We start from the raw sequence: 21,394 nt of genomic DNA, 5'->3' as shown, positions 1-21,394 counted from the left end.
CAGCGCCGCCGGCGGCACCATCGCGCCCCGCGCCTCAGCGCCAACCTACGTCCGGAGCGGGGACACCCCGCTCCTTTACCGCTAGCGTTGCATTCAGAAACTCATGTCGACCCGCGCCCAGTACGTGCGCCCAGGCTCGTTCACCCGACTGGTGGGCTCGAGCCCGTAGTCGGCGAAGCCGGCGCTACCGGCGAGGTTGAGATGCTCGCTGTAGTTCTTGTCCAGCAGGTTGTCGATGCCCGCGCTGAGCTTGAAGTGCTGGTTCACGCGATACGCGCCATTGACCGCCAGCACGCCGAAGCCGGCGGACTCGTCGAAGTCCTTGCCGACCACGGTGCCCTGGTTCTCGGCGACCCGCCCCTGCGAGGCGACCAGGCGCCAGAGGCCGCTGGTGCTCCAGTTGTCGCGCTCGTAGGTCAGGCCAAGACGCCCTTCCAATGGCGGAATCTGCGGCATTGCGCGGTCATCGCTGCGGTTCTTGCCCCAGGCGTAGGCCAGGCTCGCGTCACCCTTCCAGTTGCTGGTGAAACGGTAGCTCGCCCCCATCTCGGCACCGGCGATGGTGGCGTCGATATTGCTGACTTCGGCGCGGACCATGCCGGGCATCACGCCTGGCACATAGCTGAACAGGATGTAGTCTTCGACCACCCCGGCATAGGCGGAAACCCAGGCCTCCAGCGGCCCCTTGGCGTACTGCAGGCCGACGTCCAGCTGCGTGGTCTTTTCCGGGCGTACCGAGTCGAACGGCTGTACGGTGCCCACCGGGCCGGGGTTGGAGACGAACAGCTCCCAGTAGTCGGGGAAGCGTTCAGCATGGCCGAGGCCGGCATACCAGGTCGCCGGCACGCTGACCAACTCTTCCTCATAGCGTACGAACCCGCTGTACAGCGTGTCGCGACGGGTCTCGCCGGCAGTGGGGTTGTCCCAGTTGCGCGAGACGATGGGCATGCTTGAAGGATCGTGGCTACGGAAAAAGGCGCGCTCGTCGGTCGCCTCGTGCAGGTCCAGGCGCAGCCCGCTGATCAGCTTCTCGCGCTCGCCGAGCTGCCAGCTCAGCTCACCGAACACGCCGTAGCTGTGCAGCATCGCATCCGGCACCCAGGGCAAGGCGTCGCTGCCGGCGGCGTTGACCATCTGATTGGCGGCGCCAGCCGGGTTCATCACCTTGCGATGCTCACTGCGCTGGGCGTCGACCCCGGCCTTGAGCTCGACGTCGGTCCACTGCCAGGTGCCGACCAGCCGGCCTCCCAGGGTACGACGGTCGACGCGCGACAGCGTCGGGTTGGGCATCATCATCGTCGGCACGAAGTCGCGCAGGCTGTAGTTGTCCATGATGTGATCGGCGTAGTTGTAGTAGACCTGCGCCTCGAGGCCATAGAAGGTCTCACCGATGTTGGTCTTCTCGAAACGCAGGCCGAGGCTTTCGCGCTGGAACTGGCTGCCGTCCATGCCGCGACCTGCGTAACGCGCATAGCCATCGCCGCGACCTGCGGTCAGTTCGACGAGCGTGTCCGCATCCGGCGTCCAGCCCAGTGCGACATCGGTGTTCCACTTGTCGTAGCGCGACGGCATGGTGTCGCCGTTGCCGTCGTCGTAATCGTCGGCCTGAGAGCTGTTGGCCATCAGCCGCGCGTAGCCCTGGGCGTTACCCGCCGCGGCATCTAGGTTGCGGTCGAAGCGCCCATTGGAGCCGGTCAGCAGGCTGCCGTTGATGCGGTAGTCGGGCTCGCTGAACTGCTCAGGCTCACGCTCGAACAGCACTGTGGCTGCCGACGCACCGGGGCCCCAGAGCACGGTCTGCGGCCCCTTGATGACGGTCAGCTTGTCGAACGTATCCGGGCTGATATAGGAACTGGGCGAATCCATGCGGTTCGGGCAGGCGCCGAGCATCTCGCCGCCGTTGGAGAGCAGCTTGAGGCGCGAGCCGAACATGCCGCGGAATACCGGATCGCCGTTAACCCCGCCGTTGCGCACGGCGGAGAAGCCGGGAATGGTCTTCAGATAGTCCGCGCCGTCGCTGGCCGGCATCGGCTGGCGGGGAATCTTCGGGTCGGTAACGACGGTGAGTGGCGACTGCTGGCTGACACCGGTAATGACCATCGGTGCCAGTTCGACGCTGTCGGCCTGCTCGCCGTGGGCGGCATGATCATGCTCGGCCGCCAGCGCGCCACCGGCGAGCAGCGCCAGGAGTGCAGCATGGGCAACCTGCCAGCGCAAACGGGACGGCTGGACTGAAAATGATTCGGACAGGCGCGCACGCGCCGCACGGCCATGAGTAATGCTGGACATAGATACTTCCACTTCTGCGTGTGATTGAGCCGCCAGGGAGGCGGCTGATGAACCTCAGCAATGCAGAAGCGGGGGCGCACGGGGATGGCCACTGCTACGGCGCGTGGCCGGCGGCAGCGGTTGCTCGGGAAGCGGTTGCAGAGTGCCTGGCTCATGCCGCGGCAGGACTAGGTCGACGGATAGGCTGAGCGGTGGATTGAGCGTCAGCAGTTCGCAGTAGCCGCAGAGTTCCAGCGCGGCCAACCATGCCGGTTCCCCTGCACGCGCCTGGCCATGATGACCGTGGGCTGCGGGCTCATGCTCGGCATGATGGTGATGCTGTGCGCTAGCTTGGGCAGCCTGGACGGCGGAGTACAACGGGCCGACATGAATCATCAGCATGGCGAACAGGCCAAGCCAGATACTCATTGTCGATAGCCGTTTGCGTGTCACCGGCATGTCCTTGGTTGACCCGAGCCAAGCCCGCGGGAGGTGCGCGGATGATCGCATGTCCGCCATGCCTCGTCCGCTGCGACATGAGGCCGCAAGCCGAGCGAGCAATTGAACACGAAGATTCCCCCTGCGATAGAAATAAAACACTCACAAAGCTCAATAATCGAAATAAATCACCAATTTTTTTCGATGTATTGCAATGCGTGCATACGAAGCAATAGCTTTGCACCATAAACCGGTGCCCGCACCGGGCAGACAAGTTGCTTAGCTCGAGCTTCACCTGGGGAAACGCCATGACCATGCTCAAGAATCCATCGACTAAATACCGCGCCTTCCCGGCCATCGACATTCCGGACCGCACCTGGCCGTCGAAGTCCATCACCCAGGCGCCTATCTGGCTGAGCTCCGATCTGCGCGACGGCAACCAGTCGCTGATCGAACCGATGGATGCCGCGAAGAAGATGCGTTTCTTCAAGACCCTGGTGCAGGTCGGCCTCAAGGAAATCGAGGTGGGCTTCCCCTCCGCGTCGCAGACCGATTTCGACTTCGTCCGCGAGCTGATCGAAGGCGGCCACATCCCCGATGACGTCACCATCCAGGTGCTGACCCAGGCGCGCGAGGATCTGATCACCCGCACCTTCGAGTCGCTCAAGGGGGCGAAGAAGGCCATCGTCCACTACTACAACGCCACCGCGCCGAGCTTCCGCCGCATCGTCTTCAACCAGGACAAGGCCGGCGTGGTTCAGATCGCCGTGAACGCCGGCAAGGTCATCAAGCGCCTGGCCGAGCAGAATCCGGAGACCAACTGGCGCTTCGAGTATTCGCCGGAAATCTTCAGCTCCACCGAGCCGGAATTCGCGGTCGAGGTGTGCAACGCGGTGATCGAGGTGTTCCAGCCGACGCCCGAGCAGAAGCTGATTCTCAACCTGCCGGCCACGGTCGAGGCCGCCACCCCGAACATCTACGCCGACCAGATCGAGTGGTTCTGCCGTCACATCGACCGACGTGACAGCGTGCTTGTCAGCCTGCACACCCACAACGACCGCGGCACCGGCGTGGCCGCCACCGAGCTGGGCCTGATGGCCGGCGCCGATCGCGTCGAGGGCTGCCTGTTCGGCAATGGCGAGCGCACCGGCAACGTCGACCTGGTCACCGTGGCGCTGAACATGTACACCCAGGGCGTCGACCCGCAGCTGGACTTCTCCGACATCGACGCCGTGCGCAAGGTGGTCGAGGAATGCAACCAGCTGCCGGTGCACCCGCGCCATCCCTATGTCGGTGACCTGGTGCATACCGCGTTCTCCGGCTCGCACCAGGATGCGATTCGCAAGGGCTTTTCCCAGCAGGATGCGGAAGGCGTCTGGGAGGTGCCGTATCTGCCGATCGACCCGGCCGACATCGGTCGCAGCTATGAGGCGGTGATTCGCGTCAACAGTCAGTCCGGCAAGGGCGGCATCACCTTCCTGCTCGAGCAGGAATACGGCATCAGCCTGCCGCGACGCATGCAGATCGAGTTCAGCCAGGTGGTGCAGAAGGAAACCGATCGCCTCGGCCTGGAGATGAGCGCCAAGCAGATCTACGCGCTGCTGGAAGCCGAGTACCTGCAGGCGACCGCGCCGTACACGCTCAAGGGCCATCGCCTGCAGGAAGAGAACGGCACCAGCGCGGTGGACGTGGAAGTCGCGGCCGATGGCGAAGTCGCCCACTGGCGCGGCATCGGCAAGGGCCCGCTGGAGGCGCTGGTAGCGGCGTTGCCGGTCAAGCTGGAGATCATGGACTACCACGAGCACTCCATTGGCGCCGGCAGCAACGCCAAGGCCGCGGCCTATATCGAGGTTCGCCTGGATGGCGAGCGCCCGCTGCACGGCATCGGCATCGACGAAAACATCACCACCGCCAGCATCCGCGCCCTGTTCAGCGCCATGAACCGGGCGCTGCGCGAAGCGCAGGTGGCAGCGGCCTGAGGCTGATCAGGCAGGTCGCTTACCCTGCCCTTGTAGATCCAGCGTAACGACGGGCGCCATCCGCGATGGCGCCCGTTTTCGTTTTCCGCCGACAGCGCTCGTCGCACAGCAGCTGCGAACAACTGAACTGTTCACCTCCCAACGCCCTCCCAATTCGGTCACTAAGCCGGACCACCCACAGTCCCTTTCCGACAGAAACACGTCAATCATCGGCAGGATTGTGCAAACGGCCCTGCGCCCGTCGCCGTTAGGCTTGGTCCCACATACCGATCAACCAAGGAGCCGTCATGAGCAATACCACCGCATACGCCGCCCTCGACCCGAACAGCCCGCTCGCACCCTATTCGTTTTCGCGCCGCGAGGTGGGCCCGAATGATGTGAAGATCGACATCCTCTACTGCGGCGTCTGCCATTCGGACCTGCATACCGCACGTAACGAGTGGAACAACACGCTCTACCCATCCGTGCCCGGCCACGAGATCGTCGGCCGCGTGAGCGCGGTCGGCGCGAACGTCAGCAAGTTCAAGGCGGGCGATATCGCCGGTGTCGGCTGTCTGGTCGACAGCTGCCGTACGTGCTCGTCCTGTGGCGAAGGGCTGGAGCAGTATTGCGAGAACGGTTTCGTCGGCACCTACAACGGTCCGGCGTTCGGCGGTGGCGAGAACACCCTCGGCGGCTATTCGGACAATATCGTGGTGGATGAAAAGTACGTGCTGCGCATCAACCATACCGACAATCTCGCCGCCGTCGCGCCGCTGCTCTGTGCCGGCATCACCACCTACTCGCCGCTGCGCCAGTGGAAGGTCGGCCCGGGACAGAAGGTCGGCGTGGTCGGCCTTGGCGGACTCGGCCACATGGCGGTGAAGATCGCCAATGCCATGGGCGCGAAGGTCGTGCTGTTCACCACCTCGCCGGACAAGCGGGAAGATGCCCTGCGCCTCGGCGCCGCCGAAGTGGTGGTATCGAAGAACAAGGAGGAGATGGCGGCGCACGTCAACAGTTTCGACTTCATCCTCAACACCGTTGCCGCGCCGCACAACCTCGACGCGTTCGTGAACCTGCTCAAGCGCGACGCCACCATGACGCTGGTCGGCGCACCGGCCGCGCCGCATCCGTCGCCCAGCGTGTTCGGCCTGATCTTCAAGCGCCGCCGCATCGCCGGCTCGTTGATTGGCGGCATCGCCGAGACCCAGGAGATGCTCGACTTCTGCGCCGAGCACGGCATCGTCTCGGACATCGAGATGATCCGCATGCAGGACATCAACGAAGCCTACGAGCGCATGCTCAAGAGCGACGTGAAGTACCGCTTCGTCATCGACATGGCCACCCTGAAGGCGGCCTGATCGTTCGGCTGGCGAGCCCGCAGGCGCGCCAGCCCTTCCCTCTTTCAAGCGCAGCCGCTAAGGTCGCCCGCCTTCGTCGTGGAGGCGGCATGCGCTATCTGATCTTCGTCACCCTGCTCTGGGCCTTTTCCTTCAACCTGATCGGCGTCTACCTGGCCGGCCAGGTAGACAGCTATTTCGCCGTGCTAACGCGGGTAGTTCTCGCCGGGCTGGTGTTCCTGCCATTTACCCGCTGGCGCGGTGTCGCCCCCGGCTTCATCGTCGGCGTGACCCTGGTCGGTGCGCTGCAGTTCGGCGTCACCTACCTGTGCCTGTACCTGAGCTTCAACGTGCTGACGGTGGCCGAGGTGCTGCTGTTCACCGTGCTCACGCCGCTGCACGTGACGCTGATCGATGACGCGCTCAACCGCCGCTTCAACCCCTGGGCACTGGTCGCCGCGGCCGTCGCAGTGTTCGGCGCCGGACTTATCCGTTACGACGGCGTTTCCGGCGATTTTCTCGGCGGCTTCCTGCTCATGCAGCTGGCCAACTTCACCTTTGCCGCCGGCCAGGTGGCCTACAAGCATCTGGCGCAGCGTTACCCCTCCGACGTGCCGTTGCATCGTCGCTTCGGCTACTTCTTCCTTGGCGCGCTGGTAATCGTGCTGCCCGCGTGGCTGCTGTTCGGCGATGCGCAGAAGCTGCCGACCACGACGACACAATGGTCGGTACTGATCTGGATGGGCGTGCTGGCCACCGCCCTGGGCCAGTTCTGCTGGAACAAGGGCGCCACGCTGGTGGATGCCGGCACGCTGGCGGTGATGAACAACATGTCGGTGCCGGTAGGCCTGCTGCTCAACCTGCTGATCTGGGGCACCAGCACCAACCTCGTGCTGCTCGCGGTGGGCGGGACAATCATCCTCGCCTCGCTGCGGATCAATCGCCTGGGACAGATGAAGGCCAGGTGACATCACACAAGTTGTTGTTTTATATGGCTTTTCATAGCCGCAGCGGTAGAATGCCGGCCCTTCGCATGGATGCGGGGAACTCGTTCAGTTGTCGAGATTTCCATGCGCCGCTTCAGCTTTCTCCTGCTCGTCCTGCTGTTTTCCTCCAGCGCCTGCGCCGACGCGCCTCGCACCTTCCGCGAAGCGAAGAAGGTGGCCTGGACCCTCTATGCCGACCGACCGGTGGACTTCTACTGCGGCTGCAGCTTCAAGGGCAATCGCATCGACCTGCGCAGCTGCGGCTACGTCCCGCGCAAGCAGCCCAAGCGCGCTCAACGGGTGGAGTGGGAGCACATCGTGCCGGCCTGGGTCATCGGCCATCAGCGGCAATGCTGGCAACAGGGCGGACGCAAGCACTGCACCGCCAACGATCCGGTGTTCAGCCGAGCCGAGGCCGACCTGCACAACCTGGTCCCGGTGGTCGGCGAGGTGAACGGCGACCGCAGCAACTTCGGCTTCGGCATGCTCAGCGAAAAGCCCAGCCAGTACGGTGCCTGCCCTTTCGTGGTCAACTTCAAGCAGCGCACGGCCATGCCACCCGAGTACAGCCGCGGTGCCATCGCCCGCACCTATCTGTACATGAGCGAGCGCTACAAGCTGCGCCTGTCGAAACAGGACCGGCGCCTGTACGACATCTGGAACCGCCAGCATCCGATCAGCGAATGGGAGCGCACGCGCAACCAGCGCATCGCCTGCGTGCAGGGCAATGCCAATCCCTTCGTGGGCCCGGCTGATCCGCGCAACTGCCACCGAGGCAAGAAAGCAGTCGCCGCACGCTGAACCGCCGACCGATCGCCTGCTTGCCGTGTCCCGCACATAGCGCCATGCTTGCCAGCACTCGGTCAGGACCGGACAAGATGCCAACAACCAACCTTAACCTTGCGCTCGGGCTGGCGGTTCTGCTGGCCCTGATTGCTTCTGGAATAGACCCATACGATCGCGCGACCTGGTTGCTGGAAGTGGCACCGGTGCTGATCGCCGCGCCGATTCTGCTTTCCACCTACCGCCGCCACCCACTCACGCAATTGCTCTATGTGCTTATCGCAGCTCACGCGCTGGTGCTGATTCTGGGTGGGGCCTACACCTATGCGCGTGTGCCGCTCGGCTTCTGGGTGCAGGAGCTGTTCGAGCTGAGCCGCAACCCCTACGACAAGCTGGGGCACTTCATGCAGGGTCTGGTTCCGGCGTTGCTGGCGCGGGAAATCCTGCTGCGCGGACGGTACCTTGCCCATGGCTGGATGCTCGATCTGCTAGTGGTCTGCGTGGCCCTTGCCATCAGCGCGTTCTATGAGTTGATCGAGTGGTGGGTGGCCCTCGCGGCCGGACAGGGGGCGATCGAGTTCCTCGGCACGCAGGGCGATCCCTGGGACACCCAGTCGGACATGTTTCTCGCCCTGATCGGAGCCCTGAGTGCACTGCTGCTGTTCGCCAGGTTGCATGACCGTCAGCTCGCGGCGCTGCCGGGAGCCGAAGCTGCGGCAACCCGGCCATGATCCATCGCATCGGTGCCGACGCCCTGCTGCTTCTTCACCTAGGGTTCATTCTCTTCGCCCTGCTGGGAGGCCTGCTCGCACTCTGGCGTCCGCGGGCGATGCTCTTGCATCTGCCGGCAGCAGGATGGGCGATATTCGTCGAGCTGGCCGATCGCGGCTGCCCGTTGACCCGCTGGGAGCAGTTACTGCGAGCGCGCGCCGGCGATGCCGGATACAGCGAAGGATTCATCGAGCATTATCTGCTACCGCTGCTGTATCCCGACTGGCTCACGCTGCCGGTGCAATACGTGCTGGCAGGGGTGGTCGTGCTCTTCAATCTCGCGGTGTACGGCTGGGTTTGGTTTCAGCGGCGCCGGAACGCCGCCGAAGCGCCCTGAAGGCACCGGCCGGTCAGGGCTTGAGCTCGAACGCGTCACCGTCATGGTAGGCCGGGAAGCGCTCGCGGAACGCGGCCAGATCGCGCGCCCGCAGCGTGCAGCGAAGCACCGCGTCGCTGTCGCCGCCGTTAAGCAAGGTGTCGCCCTTGAAATCGAGCACCTGGCTGTCGCCACTGTAGGGATAGCCCTTGCCATCCTCGCCGACCCGATTGACCGCCGCCACGTAGCAGAGGTTTTCGATGGCCCGCGCCGGCAGCAGACGATTCCAGGCGTCGCGGCGCGCCGCTGGCCAATTGGCCGTGTAGAGCAGCAGGTCGGTGCCGTGCGGATCGCGGCTCCAGACCGGGAAGCGCAGGTCGTAGCAGATCAGCGGGCGCACCCGCCAGCCGTTCACCTCGAACAGCGCCTGTTGCAGGCCTGGCGTGTAGTGCTTGTGCTCGCCAGCCATGCGGAACAGGTGGCGCTTGTCGTAATGCAGCACCTCGCCGTCCGGCCGGGCCCAGAGTAGGCGGTTGCGATGGCTGCCGTCGGCGGCCTCGATGATCACGCTGCCAGTGACCACTGCCTCCAGCCGCGCGGCCTGACTGCGCAGCCAGGCATAGGTCGGCCCCTCCTCCGGCTCGGCCAGGGCCGCCGAGTCCATGGAAAAGCCGGTGGTGAACATCTCCGGCAGGACGATCAGATCGGCACCGCGGGCCTGCTCGAGCAGCCCGGCGAAACGCTCACGGTTGGCATCGGCATCCTGCCAGACCAGCGTGGTCTGAATCAGGGCCAGTTCGAGATCGGGCAGGTTGTTCAGATCGCGCATAGTCGTTCCGCCGCCTGACGCAGCGTCTCCTCTCGTTTGGCAAAGCAGAAGCGCACCAGCCTGAGATCGGCCGGCGCATCCTGGTAGAACACCGAGATCGGGATGCTCGCCACACCGTGCTCGCGGGTCAGCCATTCAGCCATGGCGACGTCGTCGAGGTCGGGGCGGATCGCCGAGTAATCGGCCAGCTGGAAGTAGGTGCCAGCGGCGCGGGTGAAGCGGAAGCGCGAGCCAGCCAGCAGGTCGCAGAACAGGTCGCGCTTGGCCTGATAGAACGCCGGCAGCTCGCGGACGTGTTCCGGATGCGCCGCCATGAAGTCGGCCAGGGCCCATTGCAGAGGCGTGACACCGGTGAAACTGACGTACTGGTGCACCTTGCGCAGTTCGCTGCTGAGCGACGCCGGCGCCACCACGTAACCGGTCTTCCAGCCGGTGACGTGATAGGTCTTGCCGAACGAGCTGATGACGAAGGCACGCTGATACAGCTCCTCGTGACGCAGCACGCTGGCGTGCTCCCGGCCGTCGAATACGAGGTGCTCGTAGACCTCGTCGCTGAGCAGGTAGATGTCGCGCTCGCGGATCAGTGCCGCCAGCCGTTCCAGATCGCTGCCATCAATCAACGCACCGCTGGGATTGTGCGGGGTGTTGAGCACGATCATCCGCGTGCGCGCGGTTATGGCATCGGCCAGGCGCTGCCAGTCGATCCGGAAGTCCGGCAGGCTCAGCTGCTGGTGGATACAGGTGCCTCCGGCCAGTTGCACGGAAGGCTCGTAACTGTCGTAGCAGGGATCGAACACGATCACCTCGTCGCCGGGGCGGATCACCGCCTGGATCGCGCAGAAGATTGCCTGGGTGGCGCCAGGGGTGATGGTGACTTCGCTTGCAACGTCCACCTGCCGTCCGTACAGGCCGGCCACCTTGGCCACCACCTGCTCGCGCAGCGCCGGCAGACCGGTCATCGGCGGGTACTGGTTGTGGCCGCTCATGACGTGGCGAGCGACGGCCTCGCGCAGCGCCTCGGGACCATCGAAGTCGGGAAAGCCCTGGGAAAGATTCAAGGCACCGGTATCGGCCGCGAGCTGCGACATGGTGGTGAAGATGGTCGTGCCGACATTGGGCAATTTACTGGTGAGCATGACGATCGTCCGACAGGCCTGCCGTTTGGGACTCGGCAGCGAAGGCGGACAGGATAGCCGATGAGCGCGACCCGATACGAGACGCGGCGGCCGACAGCCTGCTCGGGCTGCTACAGTTCAGGCAATGGCCAACCCCACCGACCGTAAGGAACCTCAATGCCGAACCTTTCCGTCAGCGACCTCTGGAGTGACCTGCAAGCACAGGCGCAACGCGCCTTGGACAGCGAGCCGACCCTGGCCACGATCGTCAGTCAGAGCGTCCTCAATCAGCCGGACTTCGGTGGTGCGCTCGCCCACCGTATCGGCCATGCCCTGGCGGACGGCGCCGAGCAGAGCCATACCCTGACCGATCGTTTCGCCGGCCTGCACCACCAGCTTCCTGTGCTCGCCGAGACGGCCTGCTGCGACCTGCAGGCGATCGTCAGCCGCGATCCGGCATTCGACAGTGCACTGGAAGTTTTCCTGTTCTCCAAAGGCTTTCTGGCACTGCAGGCGTATCGCATCGGACACCAGCTGCATGGTCGCGGCGAGCGCTTGCTGGCCATGTTCATCCAGGCGCGCTGCAACGAACGGCTGGGCATCGACATCAATCCGGCCAGCCATATCGGCAGCGGGATCATGCTCGACCATGGCACCGGGATCGTCATCGGCGAGACGGCGGTGGTCGGCGACGATGTATCGATCCTGCAGGGCGTGACGCTGGGCGGGACCGGCAAGGAAGGCGGCGACCGTCACCCCAAGGTGCGCAGCGGCGTGATGATCGGCGCCGGAGCGAAGATCCTCGGCAACATCGAGATCGGCGAAGGCGCCAAGGTAGGCGCCGGCAGTATCGTCCTGCATCCCGTCGCGCCACATACCACGGTGGTCGGCAATCCGGCCCGCCAGGTCGGCAAGCCGCGCCATGCACGACCAGCCCTGGACATGGACCAGTCGTTCGACGGAGATGGCTGAGCGATCAGCGCTTCTTGTCGCGGCGCTTCTTCTCGGCCTTCTTGTGGTGCGACATGAGGCGGCGCTTCTTGTTGACCTGGCGGTCGGTGAGCGTGTTCTTCCTGCCCTCGTAGGGATTGTCACCGCCCTTGTACTCGATGCGGATCGGCGTACCGACCAGCTTCAGCACACGCCGATAGGTGTTCTCTAGATAGCGCGTATAGGACTTGGGCACCGCCTCGACCTGATTGCCGTGGATCACGATCAACGGCGGGTTGGCGCCGCCCAGGTGGGCATAGCGCAGCTTGATGCGCCGGCCGTTGACCATGGGCGGCTGGTGCTCGCGCACGGCATCCTCGAGGATTTGCGTCAGGCGGCTGGTCGGCCAGCGGGTGATCGCCGACTTGAACGCGGCCTGTACCGACTTGTACAGGTGCCCTACCCCGGTGCCGTGCTTGGCTGAAATGAAATGGATGTCGGCGTAGTCGACGAAGAACAACCGGCGCTCCAGCTCGGTCTTCACGTAGTCCTTCTCGCCCTGCTCCATGCCGTCCCACTTGTTCAGCGCGATGACCAGGGCGCGGCCGGTCTCCAGCACGAAGCCCAGCAGGTTGAGGTCATGCTCGACGACACCTTCACGGGCATCCATGACGAAGATCACGACGTTGGCGTCCTGGATCGCCTGCAGCGTCTTGACCACCGAGAACTTTTCCACCGCCTCGAAGATCTTGCCGCGGCGGCGCACGCCGGCGGTGTCGATCAGGGTGTACTTTTCCTCGTCGCGCTCGAAGGGGATGTAGATGCTGTCGCGCGTGGTGCCGGCCTGATCGTAGACGATGACCCGCTCCTCACCGAGCATGCGATTGACCAGTGTCGACTTGCCGACATTGGGCCGCCCAATAATGGCGATCTTGATGCCTTCCTTCTCGCTCGGACCCGGGATGCGCTTGGGCTCCTGGCCTTCGGCGACGACTTCCTCGCCGTCCGCGGGCTCGCTGCCCTCCTCGCCTTCCTCGGTCTGCTCGGCATCATCGCGGGGGAAGATGCCGAGTGCCTGCTCGAGCATATGACTGATGCCACGCCCATGGGCGGCGGCAATCGGTAGCGCGTCGCCCAGGCCCAACGGGCTGAACTCGGCACGGGCGATGTCCGGATCGACGCTGTCGACCTTGTTCGCGACCAGGAAGCAGCGCTTGTTCCGCTTGCGCAGGTGTTCGCCGATCATCTGGTCCGCGGCGGTCAGTCCGGCGCGCGAGTCGACCATGAACAGCACGGCATCGGCTTCTTCGATGGCCTGCAGCGATTGCTCGGCCATCTTCGCATCGATGCCTTCCTCGTCACCGGAAATACCACCGGTGTCGATCACGATGTAGGTGCGCCCCTGCCACTTGGCCTCGCCATATTGGCGATCACGGGTCAGCCCGGCGTACTCGGCGACAATGGCGTCGCGGCTCTTGGTCAGGCGATTGAACAGGGTGGATTTGCCGACGTTCGGACGACCCACCAGGGCGATTACGGGAACCATACGGCTCTCCACTGCGATATTTCAGAAAACACGAAGGCCGCTGCAAGGCAGCGGCCGAATATTCATGGCTCCGCCAGGCGGAGCCGGCGGCTCAGCGGGTGGTCAGTCAGCCTGACGGATCGTCAGCGCCACCAGCTTGCCGTCATTGGCGAAGGCATACAGCCAGTCACCCTCCACCACTGGGCGTGCCCGTACCCCAGAGCTGTCGATCCGCTCGCGAGCGACAAAGCGGCCATCGACCTGACTCAGGAAATGCAGATAGCCCTCCCGGTCACCGACCACCACATAGCTGGACAGCACCGCAGGGGCCGAAAGCTGACGACGGGCCAACGAATCATTGCGCCACAACGCGGTGGTCGAGCGCTCGTCGATGCCCTCGACGGTACCATCGGCCAGGCTCAGGTAGACACTGCCATAGCCGAGCGCCACTCCGGAGTAGCTGGATGCGTCACGCTGCCAGAGCACTCGGCCGCTTTCCAGCTCCAGCGCTGCAGCGCGGCCCTGGTAAGTCGCGACGTAAAGCGTGCCGCCAGACAGCAGCAGGCCACCATCGATGTCCACCACCCGCTCCAGCTCAGAGCGACCTTGCGGTATCGCCACTCGCTGCTCCCAGACCGGCAAGCCGCGGCGGGTATCCAACGCAATGACCTTGCCACTGGAAAGGCCGGCGATCGCCAGCTGATTGGTCAGCAAAGGCGCTCCGGTACCGCGCAGGGTGAGTACCGCGGGCGAGCTCTCGTAGCTCCAGCGCTGCGCGCCTGTGTCGATTTCCAGGGCGATCAGCCGATCGTCCTGGGTCTGCACCAGTACGATATCGCCGTTGACGGCCGGTGCAGCCAGCACTTCGCTGCTGACCTGGCTGCGCCAGCGCTCTTCGCCGGAGCTCACATCCAGCGCCAGCACCTCGCCACGCAGGGTGCCGATCAGCACCAGACCGTAGCCGGCACCTACCGCACCCGACACCGGCGTATCGAGCTTCTTCTTCCAGTTGACCTTGCCGGTCAAGCGATCCATCGACACCACCAGCCCCTCGACATCGGCGGCGTAGATCTGGTCGCCATAAACGACCGGCGTCAGCAGGTTGTAAGTCTCACCCTGACCTTCACCAATCGAGCGGCTCCACTCCTTCTTCAAGGAGATTTCTGCCTCGAACTTGGTCAGCTCGGCCGGCTCCGGCTCTTTGGTGTTGTTGCTGCTGCAACCGGTGGCCAGTACGGCCAGGGTCAGCAACGCGGCAGTCTTCCAACGCATCGATTACGCCTCCCCTCGGGCCAGATCATCCAGTTTCATTTGCAGGCCGCCGATAGCCGCATCCTGAGACAGCGACTCCTTGGCCTTGCTGTAAGCGGCATGCGCCTCGTCATCGCGACCGAGTTGCACCAACAGGTCACCCTTGAGTTCCTCACGGCTGGCAGCGAAGGCTTTGTCAGCCTCGCCGTCCAGCAGCTTTAGCGCTTCATCCGCCTTGTCCTGCGCCGCCAGTACCCGCGCCAGGCGTTGACGGGCGAGCTCGTCCAGCGTCTTGTCGGCTGGCTTGTCGAGGATCGCACGCAGTTCGCTTGCGGCCTCATCGAGACGACCGGCCTCGACCGCTACCTTGGCGATGAACAGGCTGCCGTACTGCGCATAATGCGTCCCTGCGAAATCCTTCTTGAGCAGATTGCCCAGACGCGAAACTTCGGCGGCATCGACTTCACCCGCCTCCAGCGCGGCAGTCAGCAGCTGCTGGTAGAGGACCGAGGCACTCTGCGCCTGATTGATCTGGTGCTTCTGCCAGAATTGCCAACCGAACACCAATACCAGGGCAATCACGGCGCCGAGCATCAACGGCTTGCCGTTGCGCTGCCACCACTCTTTGATCTGCGCCAGTTGCTCTTCTTCAGTACCCGAGGTCACGCTGTCACTCCTTTTTATTCGCTAAGTCTCAGACCTGCTCGAGGCAGGCAGCCAGACGCTCGGGCAGAGCATCCCAGGCAATGCTTTGTTGCTCGCTGTCGTCGCGCAGCGGCTTGCAACCTACCACGCGCCCGGCCAGTTCGTCGTCACCCAGAATCAGCGCATAGCGCGCACCGCTCTTGTCGGCCTTCTTGAACTGGCTCTTGAAGCTACCGCCGCCGGCATTGACCAGCAGGCGCAGCCCCGGCAGCTCGTCGCGCAGGCACTCGGCCAGGGCCAGTGCGGCCAGCTCGGCGGCCTCGCCGAACGCACAGATATAGGCATGCGGCGTTGGGTTCAAAGCGTCTGGCACCAACCCGAGGGTCTCCAGCAGCAGCACCAGACGCTCGACGCCCATGGCGAAGCCGACACCCGGCGTCGGCTTGCCGCCGAACTGACTGACCAGGCCATCGTAACGCCCCCCTGCACAGACAGTGCCCTGCGCACCCAGCTTGTCGGTGACCCACTCGAAAACGGTGCGGCCGTAGTAGTCCAGGCCGCGAACCAGCTTGGGGTTGATCTCGTAAGCGATGCCGACTGCATCGAGACGCGCTTTCAGGCCTTCGAAATGCACGCGCGACTCTTCGTCGAGGTAGTCATGCAACATCGGCGCATCGGCCAGCAGCGCCTGAGTCTGGGCATTCTTGCTGTCGAGAATGCGCAAAGGATTGGTCGTCAGGCGACGCTGACTGTCCTCGTCGAGCTGCTCGAAACGCTGCTGCAGGTATACCACCAGGGCATCGCGATAACGCGCACGTGCTTCACTGGAACCCAGGCTGTTGAGCTGCAGCGTCACTGCATCAGCGAGGCCGAGCTGCTTCCACAGGCGCGCGGTCAGTACGATCAGCTCGGCATCAATATCAGGTCCCGGCTGGTTGAACACTTCCACACCGATCTGGTGGAACTGCCGGTAGCGACCCTTCTGCGGTTTCTCGTAGCGGAACATCGGTCCGGTGTACCAGAGCTTTTGCACTTGCCCGCCACCGGTCATGCCATGCTCGAGCACGGCGCGCACGCAGCCGGCGGTGCCCTCGGGACGCAGGGTCAGGGACTCTTCGTTGCGATCGAGGAAGGTATACATTTCCTTGTCGACCACATCGGTGCCTTCGCCGATGCCGCGGGCGAACAGGTCGGTGAACTCCAGGATCGGCAGACGGATCTCGCTGTAGCCGTAGCTGTCCAGCAGCTGCGCGAAGGTGCCTTCGAGGTAGCGCCAGATCGGTGTCTGCGCAGGCAGGATGTCATTCATGCCACGAATGGCTTGCAGGGACTTGCTCAATGGGATTCCTTAAAGATCAGCTGCGCGCGATAACCGCCGCGTCGGACGCAAGCTTCTCGGCGGCCTTGCGCCGGATAAGCTGCTCCAGCTCATCGACGAGGTTTTCGTTGTTCAGTTTCTGCGCCGGCTTGCCATCGATGTAGACCAGGTTGTTCGGGCTGCCACCGGTCAGGCCGACATGGGCTTCCTTGGCCTCGCCCGGCCCGTTTACCACGCAGCCGATCACCGCGACGTCCATCGGCACCAGCAGGTCCTCGACGCGGTTTTCCAGCTCATTCATGGTCTTGACCACATCGAAGTTCTGCCGCGAACAGCTCGGGCAGGCGATGAAGTTGATGCCGCGCGAACGCAGACGCAGGGACTTGAGAATATCGAAGCCAACCTTGATTTCCTCGACGGGATCGGCCGCCAGCGACACGCGAATGGTGTCGCCAATACCTTCGGCGAGCAGCATGCCCAGGCCCACCGCGGATTTCACCGTGCCGGAGCGCAACCCGCCCGCTTCGGTGATGCCCAGATGCAGCGGCTGCTCGATCTGCCCGGCCAGCAGCCGATAGGCTTCCACCGCCATGAACACATCGGAGGCCTTGACGCTGACCTTGAAGTCCTGAAAGTCCAGACGGTCGAGATGGTCCACGTGACGCAGCGCAGATTCCACCAGCGCCTGCGGTGTCGGCTCGCCGTACTTCTTCTGCAGATCCTTTTCCAGCGAACCGGCGTTGACGCCGATACGGATCGGGATGCCTTTGTCACGGGCAGCATCGACCACGGCACGGACACGATCTTCGCGGCCGATATTGCCTGGATTGATACGCAGGCAATCGACGCCGAGTTCGGCCACGCGCAGGGCGATCTGATAGTCGAAGTGAATGTCGGCAACCAACGGTAGCGTCACACGCTGCTTGATCCGGCCAAAGGCTTCCGCGGCTTCCATAGACGGCACCGAGACTCTGACGATATCGGCACCGGCATTGGCCAGGCGCTGGATTTGCCCGACCGTTGCGTCGACATCACAGGTTTCGGTGTTGGTCATGCTCTGTACGGAAATCGGCGCATCGCCACCGACCGCAACGCCACCCACCCAGATCTTGCGGGATTGGCGACGCTTGATAGGAGATTCGGAATGCATGATCACTGTCCGAGCTTGAGGCGCGCTGTCTCGCCGCGCATATGAGAGGCGAGGCTCACGGCCTCACCGTTGTAACTGAGCTGAGCACCACGGGCATATCCCAGATGCACATCCAGCGGCGCCTTGCCGCTGACCGTCCGGCTAGTTCCGGCCTTGGCCAGCGCGCTGTAGAGCACACGTCCTTCCGCATCCGCTACCCGCGTCCAGCAGTCAGCAGTGAAACGCAGTTCGAGAACCGCCTCACCGGGTGCCGTCGCGCTGGCGCTTTCCGAGGTCTCCACTGGCGCGGCTGCATTGTCAGAAGGCAGCTCGACCGGCGTAGATTCTGCCGGCGAGGACGCGGCGCCGGACTCAGACTCGCTCAAGGGCAGCGATTGAGCCGACTCTACGCCCGCCTCGCCGGAATCGGCATCGGCATCGGCATCGGTCGGGGCCTGCGAGCTCTCGACAGGCGTAGACATTTCCCCAGGCGACAAGGCTGTTCCTTGTTCCGTCGGCTCCGCCAGCTCGACCGCGGTATCCTCATCCGCCCGATCGAGAAGATGGATTTCGGTCGTCCCGTCCGCACCCTCCACTTCGATCCGCTCCAGGGCGGAAACTGTCGGAGTCAGGGCCTCACGGGTTGAGCGCTCCTGCCACCAATACCAGGCTGCCGCAGCAAGAACGAGGAGCAGCACGAAGCCGAACAGGCGCATGAAACTACGCGACAGCCGGCCCGGCTCCTCGATACGACCGAGACTGTTGACGTTACTGCCAGAAGCATTGGTACCCGTGTGCAGATCGAACTCCTGCACAAGACGGGTCTGATCAAGCCCGAGCAGCTTGGCATAAGCCCGCACATAACCACGGGCAAAGGTGTGTCCCGGCAACTGGCTGAAGTCGCCGGCTTCGATACGGGCCAGCGCCCGCTCGGTGAGATTCAGTTGCTGCGCTACCGCCGCGAGGGTCCAGCCCTTTTCTTCACGCGCAGATCGCAGCGTCTCGCCCGGGTTGTTGCCCATTGGTACAGCGGATTCTTGGTGCGGCGCGGTCATCGTTGCTCCGAAAGATATTGCTTGTACTCATCCGTGCCGGGATACAACCTTCTCAACTGCAGTCCGAGGCTCGCAGCCGTGTCGCGGTCCTGATGGATGTTGGCCAGGCGAATGCCAAGCAACAGGCTACGCGCATTCTGCTCGGCCAACTGGCTGAAGCTGTCGTAATAACGTTTCGCAGGAACGTACTGCTTGTCTTCATAGGCCATGAGCGCGAGCTCAAGCAGGGCTCGCGGTTGCCGGCCGTCGAGACGCAGAGAGCGGGTGAAATATCGTTCGGCCTCGTCCCGCTGCCCCATCTGCAGCGCAGTCATACCGAGGTTCTGAAAGACCCGCGCACGCTCCGGATACAGGTTGTCCTCGGCGGCCTGGCTGAAACGCTCCATCGCTTCGGCATACCGTTTCTGCTCGAACAGAAAGCTGCCGTAGTTGTTGAGGATACGCGCGTCCTTGCGAGCGGAGAGCGCCTCGCGGTAGTGCTTGTCGGCCAGATCGTTCTCCATTTCGGTCTGGAACACCAGCGCCAGCGCGGCATGGGCGTCGGCGCTGCGTGGGTCGATCTCCAGCGCCTTGCGTAAAGGGGTCTTGGCGCGGCCGGCAGCGCCTTGCTGCAGATAGCCGATACCCAGCTGGATGTAGGCGTCACGCGCCTCACGCCGCCCCTGGTCGGTCTTCAGCGGATCAACGGTGCCAGAAGACACACAACCGGCCAACAGGCCGGTCAGTACAAGCAGCAGCGCAGCGCGCAGAGTCATCAGCATCCCCCTCAGGATCGGTTCGAAGCCATGTGCGCCGCACCCGGCTCGCTCTGCAGCTCGCGCACAGCGATGTAACGCTCGCTTCGACGCGTCCGGTCCAGAACCTGGCCGACCAGCTGACCGCAGGCCGCGTCGATGTCTTCGCCGCGGGTGGTACGCACCGTCACATTGTGCCCGCCTTTGTGCAGGATGTCCTGAAAACGGCGGATGGCATTGTTGCTCGGCCGCTCATATCCGGAATGAGGGAACGGATTGAATGGAATCAGATTGATCTTGCACGGGATATCCGCCAGCAAGGCGATCATCTGCTCGGCGTGCTCGGGCTGATCGTTGACACCTTTGAGCAAGGTGTACTCAACGGTCAGCACACGCTTCTCGCCAAGCCTCGAGACATAACGCTTGCACGCCTCGAGCAGGACATCCAGCGGATACTTCTTGTTGATCGGCACCAGCTGATCACGCAGCGCATCGTTCGGAGCATGCAGCGACAGCGCCAGCGATACATCGATGACCTTCGCCAGCTCATCGATCATCGGCACGACGCCGGAGGTTGATAGAGTCACCTTGCGCTTGGATATGCCGTAGCCGAGATCATCCATCATGATCTGCATAGCGGCGACGACATTGTCGAAATTCAGCAACGGCTCGCCCATCCCCATCATCACCACATTGGTGATGGCGCGATCGATCTTCGCCGGGACGGTGCCGAATGATTTGTTGGCAATCCAGACCTGACCGATCACCTCGGCCGCCGTGAGATTGCTGTTGAAACCTTGTTTGCCGGTGGAACAGAAGCTGCAATCCAGCGCGCAGCCGGCCTGGGAGGAAACGCACAGCGTGCCGCGGCCACCTTGCGGGATGTAAACCGTTTCCACACAGCTGCCCGAAGCGACACGTACGACCCATTTACGGGTACCGTCGCTGGAGATGTCTTCGCTGACGATCTCCGGGCCGCGAATCTCGGCACAGGCCTTGAGCTTTTCGCGCAGGGCCTTGCCGAGATTGCTCATGGCATCGAAATCATCGACGCCAAAGTGGTGAATCCATTTCATCACCTGACCGGCGCGAAAACGCTTCTCTCCGATGGACTCGAAGAAGCTTTCCAGTTGCGACTGGGTCAGACCCAGCAGATTCACCTTACCGGTCGTGGCAATCATTGGATTCACCTTCGCTCACTCAGCGAATGCGTGCGCACACTTCGGTGGCAGCGAAGAAGTAGGCGATTTCGCGGGCGGCCGAGGCTTCCGAATCGGAACCGTGAACGGCGTTCTCGTCGATGGAGACAGCGAAGTCAGCGCGGATGGTACCCGGAGCAGCTTCCTTCGGGTTGGTAGCGCCCATCAGCTCACGGTTCTTGGCAATGGCGTTCTCGCCTTCGAGCACCTGAACGATGACCGGACCGGAAGTCATGAAGGCAACCAGATCCTTGAAGAAGCCACGCTCGCTGTGCTCGGCGTAGAAACCAGCGGCTTCGCGCTCGGACAGCTGAACCATCTTGGAAGCGACGACGCGCAGGCCGGCCTTCTCGAAACGGGTGGTGATTTCGCCGATCACGTTCTTGGCGACAGCGTCAGGCTTGATGATGGAGAAGGTGCGTTGCAGGGCCATGTAGGACTCCAAAACTGATGGGTTAAAGCGAACGAGTAAACCCGCGGATTATACGCGGGTCGCTGGCAAAACATAAGGGTAGAGGGCAGTACCTGGACGAGCCGACCGGCCGCCGAACGGCTGCATCGGCCGCATTCCAGGCAGGAGCGAAAAAAACGCGACGACCTACTCGGCCTCTTCAATCCAGGCAGACTGGATCGCTTCGAGCACCTTCTCGCCGCCTCGCCCTGGCTCATCGGTAAAGTTCGGCAGCTCCATCACCCAGCGATGCAGATCGACAAAATTCACGAAGCGCGGGTCGACATCGGTCTTGCTCTCGGCCAGCTCGATGGCGATCTCTTGTACATCCGTCCACTTCAGTTGCATGG

At 63.5% G+C, this 21,394-nt stretch carries 21 protein-coding genes; 7 read left to right on the top strand and 14 right to left on the bottom strand.

Annotated features, from left to right (window positions below; genetic code table 11):
* Positions 1-93: 93 nt before the first annotated feature.
* Entirely contained in the window at positions 94-2,289 is a 2,196-nt protein-coding gene (locus tag ACX1DW_RS00440; RefSeq protein ID WP_458992489.1) for a TonB-dependent copper receptor, read from the bottom strand.
* A 54-nt stretch (positions 2,290-2,343) separates the two neighbouring features.
* Positions 2,344-2,697: a DUF2946 domain-containing protein gene (locus tag ACX1DW_RS00435; protein ID WP_063542484.1), complete on the bottom strand. Its 354-nt coding sequence runs from the start codon at positions 2,695-2,697 to the stop codon at positions 2,344-2,346.
* Positions 2,698-3,014: 317 nt separating this feature from the next.
* Here ACX1DW_RS00435 and leuA point away from each other — a divergent pair, with 317 nt between their 5' ends.
* The 6 genes from leuA (at position 3,015) to ACX1DW_RS00405 (ending at position 8,884) form a co-directional block, all read left to right on the top strand.
* Entirely contained in the window at positions 3,015-4,685 is a 1,671-nt protein-coding gene (leuA, locus tag ACX1DW_RS00430) for a 2-isopropylmalate synthase (protein WP_458992488.1), read from the top strand.
* A 287-nt stretch (positions 4,686-4,972) separates the two neighbouring features.
* Positions 4,973-6,028 (top strand): NAD(P)-dependent alcohol dehydrogenase, encoded by a 1,056-nt coding sequence (locus ACX1DW_RS00425; RefSeq protein WP_458992487.1) that lies wholly within the window; start codon positions 4,973-4,975, stop codon positions 6,026-6,028.
* Positions 6,029-6,117: 89 nt separating this feature from the next.
* Positions 6,118-6,975 carry a carboxylate/amino acid/amine transporter gene (locus tag ACX1DW_RS00420; RefSeq protein WP_049325158.1) on the top strand — a complete coding sequence of 286 codons (858 nt, stop codon included), beginning with the start codon at positions 6,118-6,120 and terminating at the stop codon, positions 6,973-6,975.
* A 102-nt stretch (positions 6,976-7,077) separates the two neighbouring features.
* Positions 7,078-7,794, top strand: a complete 717-nt coding sequence (locus ACX1DW_RS00415) for an endonuclease (RefSeq protein WP_458992486.1) — start codon at positions 7,078-7,080, stop codon at positions 7,792-7,794.
* Positions 7,795-7,871: 77 nt separating this feature from the next.
* Positions 7,872-8,507 (top strand): DUF2238 domain-containing protein, encoded by a 636-nt coding sequence (locus ACX1DW_RS00410; RefSeq protein ID WP_208216516.1) that lies wholly within the window; start codon positions 7,872-7,874, stop codon positions 8,505-8,507.
* Positions 8,504-8,884, top strand: a complete 381-nt coding sequence (locus ACX1DW_RS00405; RefSeq protein ID WP_156244683.1) for a DUF2784 domain-containing protein — start codon at positions 8,504-8,506, stop codon at positions 8,882-8,884. Before ACX1DW_RS00410 ends, ACX1DW_RS00405 begins: the two co-directional genes overlap by 4 nt.
* 13 nt (positions 8,885-8,897) lie before the next feature.
* On the opposite strand, the gene ACX1DW_RS00400 is transcribed toward ACX1DW_RS00405, so the two are convergent.
* The gene (locus ACX1DW_RS00400; protein ID WP_063542471.1) at positions 8,898-9,692 is read right to left on the bottom strand and encodes an amidohydrolase; all 795 of its coding nucleotides are present in this window, start codon (positions 9,690-9,692) and stop codon (positions 8,898-8,900) included.
* A complete protein-coding gene (locus tag ACX1DW_RS00395) occupies positions 9,680-10,828 on the bottom strand; it encodes a pyridoxal phosphate-dependent aminotransferase (RefSeq protein ID WP_458992485.1) in 1,149 nt (382 codons plus the stop codon). Before ACX1DW_RS00395 ends, ACX1DW_RS00400 begins: the two co-directional genes overlap by 13 nt.
* A gap of 156 nt (positions 10,829-10,984) precedes the next feature.
* Here ACX1DW_RS00395 and cysE point away from each other — a divergent pair, with 156 nt between their 5' ends.
* On the top strand, positions 10,985-11,779 hold the full coding sequence (gene cysE, locus ACX1DW_RS00390; protein ID WP_458992484.1) for a serine O-acetyltransferase: 795 nt from the start codon (positions 10,985-10,987) through the stop codon (positions 11,777-11,779).
* A gap of 4 nt (positions 11,780-11,783) precedes the next feature.
* On the opposite strand, the gene der is transcribed toward cysE, so the two are convergent.
* The 10 genes from der to iscX form a co-directional block, all read right to left on the bottom strand.
* Positions 11,784-13,283: a ribosome biogenesis GTPase Der gene (gene der, locus ACX1DW_RS00385; protein WP_063542465.1), complete on the bottom strand. Its 1,500-nt coding sequence runs from the start codon at positions 13,281-13,283 to the stop codon at positions 11,784-11,786.
* A 102-nt stretch (positions 13,284-13,385) separates the two neighbouring features.
* A complete protein-coding gene (bamB, locus tag ACX1DW_RS00380) occupies positions 13,386-14,534 on the bottom strand; it encodes an outer membrane protein assembly factor BamB (protein ID WP_133456408.1) in 1,149 nt (382 codons plus the stop codon).
* A gap of 3 nt (positions 14,535-14,537) precedes the next feature.
* Positions 14,538-15,179, bottom strand: a complete 642-nt coding sequence (locus ACX1DW_RS00375) for a YfgM family protein (protein WP_458992483.1) — start codon at positions 15,177-15,179, stop codon at positions 14,538-14,540.
* A gap of 28 nt (positions 15,180-15,207) precedes the next feature.
* Positions 15,208-16,497, bottom strand: coding sequence for a histidine--tRNA ligase (gene hisS, locus ACX1DW_RS00370; protein ID WP_458992482.1), 1,290 nt, complete (start codon positions 16,495-16,497; stop codon positions 15,208-15,210).
* Between the two features lie 16 nt (positions 16,498-16,513).
* On the bottom strand, positions 16,514-17,626 hold the full coding sequence (gene ispG / locus ACX1DW_RS00365) for a flavodoxin-dependent (E)-4-hydroxy-3-methylbut-2-enyl-diphosphate synthase (RefSeq protein WP_063542457.1): 1,113 nt from the start codon (positions 17,624-17,626) through the stop codon (positions 16,514-16,516).
* 2 nt (positions 17,627-17,628) lie between these two features.
* Complete coding sequence (locus ACX1DW_RS00360) at positions 17,629-18,660, bottom strand: RodZ domain-containing protein (RefSeq protein WP_458992481.1); 1,032 nt, start codon at positions 18,658-18,660, stop codon at positions 17,629-17,631.
* The gene (pilW, locus tag ACX1DW_RS00355) at positions 18,657-19,415 is read right to left on the bottom strand and encodes a type IV pilus biogenesis/stability protein PilW (protein ID WP_125869118.1); all 759 of its coding nucleotides are present in this window, start codon (positions 19,413-19,415) and stop codon (positions 18,657-18,659) included. Before pilW ends, ACX1DW_RS00360 begins: the two co-directional genes overlap by 4 nt.
* Before the next feature lie 11 nt (positions 19,416-19,426).
* The gene (rlmN, locus tag ACX1DW_RS00350; protein ID WP_133456403.1) at positions 19,427-20,575 is read right to left on the bottom strand and encodes a dual-specificity RNA methyltransferase RlmN; all 1,149 of its coding nucleotides are present in this window, start codon (positions 20,573-20,575) and stop codon (positions 19,427-19,429) included.
* A 19-nt stretch (positions 20,576-20,594) separates the two neighbouring features.
* Complete coding sequence (gene ndk / locus ACX1DW_RS00345; RefSeq protein WP_102839840.1) at positions 20,595-21,026, bottom strand: nucleoside-diphosphate kinase; 432 nt, start codon at positions 21,024-21,026, stop codon at positions 20,595-20,597.
* Positions 21,027-21,191: 165 nt separating this feature from the next.
* Positions 21,192-21,392, bottom strand: a complete 201-nt coding sequence (gene iscX, locus ACX1DW_RS00340) for a Fe-S cluster assembly protein IscX (protein WP_102839839.1) — start codon at positions 21,390-21,392, stop codon at positions 21,192-21,194.
* Positions 21,393-21,394: the final 2 nt, after the last annotated feature.

The organism is Stutzerimonas sp. KH-1, assembly GCF_054483855.1.
Note: the sequence above shows the minus strand (reverse complement) of the source record. Positions and strands in the feature narration are given on the sequence as shown.